We start from the raw sequence: 2,167 nt of genomic DNA on the forward strand, positions 1-2,167 counted from the left end.
AACCATTAGCGAAGAGGGCCCACCAGTCATGGTGGGCCCTCTTCCGCATTCCCCGCCAAATTCACCAGGACATCACCAGTGGAATGCACCCGTGCGCGGCTGAGTCTGGCCGGCGGTTCAGCGGGTGAAGGCGGCCTGAGCGTGGCGCTGTACCGCGACGTACGTCGCGTGGTCCGTTGCGGGGATGAGCCCCGGTCGCAGCGACCTGGGGGTGTAGACCGTCCCATCCGGGTGGCCGACGAAGCCGCCGGCTTCGGTGACCATGAGCGACCCGGGGACATGGTCCCAAGGGTTGGTTCGGCTGTAGAGGATGTAGTCAGCGTCCCCCGAGATGAGCTTCGGGTAGTCCACCCCACAGCACACCCAGGACAGTCCCATCCGCGGGAGGTCGCCAAGCTGTTGGTCGCGCAACGCCCAGATGGACGTCACCCCACGGGGCTCGCCGTCAGCGGCCACCGCGCTGACGTGCTGGCGTACGCCGTCGCACCACGTGCCGGCGCCGCGTTCGGCGACCCAGGCCACCTGGTGCTCGGGCTGCCAGATCCAGGCGCGCACGGCCTGCCCATCGACGGTCTCGGACACCATCACCGCATGGTCTGGTGAGCCGTGGACGAAGTTCTTGGTCCCGTCCACGGGGTCGACGGTGAAGGCATGCTCCGCCGCGAGGTAGCGCTCCATCACCGAGTGGTCGAGGGAGTGAGCCTCCTCGCCCAGCACCACGGCATCCGGGTAGGCCTCGAGCAGCGCCGCCGTGATGATCACCTCGGCCTCGCGGTCGGCGATGGTCACGAGGTCACCGGGGTTCTTCTCGATCACCTCACCAGCGGCCAGAGCGCGAAAGCGGGGGGTGATCACCTCAGCGGCTACGTCGCGCAGCAGGTCCAGAACGGCATCCGTCGACAGTCCGTGCATGGAGCAACCGTGTCACACCCCGGAGCAGTCAGCATGATTGGGTCGCCGCGCAACCTCAACCACGAGCCTCGGACACCTACAGTCGCGGGCATGGCCAGGTTGCGGCGGGTGTCCCCGCAGATGAAGGGATGGACACGTCGCCGGGCGGGCAAGGGCTTTGCGTACCTCGACTCGGACGGAGCCCGCCTGCCCAAGGAGGACGTGGAGCGCATCCGAGGTCTGGCCATCCCGCCGGCGTGGCAGGACGTGTGGATCTGTCCGTGGCCCAACGGCCATATCCAGGCGATTGGCACGGATGCCGCGGGCCGTCGCCAGTACCTTTACCACCCGGTGTGGCGGGCCAAGCGAGACGAGCTGAAGTTCGACCGGGTCAAGGGCGCCGGCACCCGGTTGGCCAAGGCACGTGAGCGGATCATCGGCGACCTGCGAGCCGAAGGGATGCCGCTCGCGCGTGCCGCCGCGACCGCCACCCGGCTGCTCGACCTCGGCTACTTCCGCATCGGCAGTGACGCCTACACGGACGCCAACGGCTCGTTCGGCCTGACCACCCTGGAGCGCCGACACGTCCGCCGGCGAGGGCAGGACCTCGTGTTCAGCTTCGTCGGCAAGTCGGGCATCGAGCACTCCATCACCATCAGCGATCCTCACGTCATCGAGTCGCTCAACCTCATGCGCAAACGCCGGGGAGGGTCGACCCGCCTGCTGGCCTACCGCGGGCAGGCGCGGTGGGCCGACCTCGACGCCAGCGCCGTCAACGCCTACATCTCGGAGATGGTCGCCGAGGACCTCACGGCCAAGGACTTCCGCACGTGGCACGCCACCGTGCTCGCTGCTGTCGCCCTGGCAGAGTCCCCGGAGCGGGGCGACACCAAGGCGTCGCAGAAGCGGGCGGTCAAGGCCGCCGTGGAGGAGGTCTCGGCCTACCTCGGCAACACCCCGACGATCGCCAGGAAGTCGTACATCGACCCGCGCGTCATCGACCAGTACGAGGCCGGCGTGACTGTCGCCGGGACGCTCGCCAAGAAGTACCGCGACGACACCGCCCGTCAAGCAGCGATCGAGAAGGCCGTCGGGCGGCTCATCGACGGAGCCGACTGACCCGTCGCCCGATCCCGACAGGCCAGCTCCTCGTGCTTCGCACCACAAGGTTGACCTTCGCAGGGGAACGGATGTCCTGTGAAGGTGAAGGTCCTGGCACCGGGCGGGAAAGTTGTGGCGGGGGGTGGTGGGGTGCTCGAAGCGAGTGGGGGAGCGC

General features: G+C 68.4%; 2 protein-coding genes. One reads left to right on the forward strand and one right to left on the reverse strand.

The features are described 5' to 3' along the window. Positions 1-117 precede the first annotated feature (117 nt). Positions 118-912, reverse strand: coding sequence for an inositol monophosphatase family protein (locus PLL68_RS10845; protein WP_324533976.1), 795 nt, complete (start codon positions 910-912; stop codon positions 118-120). A gap of 90 nt (positions 913-1,002) precedes the next feature. On the opposite strand from PLL68_RS10845, the gene PLL68_RS10850 reads away from it, so the two are divergent. Further along, entirely contained in the window at positions 1,003-2,010 is a 1,008-nt protein-coding gene (locus PLL68_RS10850; protein WP_324533978.1) for a DNA topoisomerase IB, read from the forward strand. Positions 2,011-2,167 lie beyond the last annotated feature (157 nt).

The sequence above is a fragment of the Ornithinibacter sp. genome (assembly GCF_035443565.1).
GTDB lineage: Bacteria > Actinomycetota > Actinomycetes > Actinomycetales > Dermatophilaceae > Fodinibacter.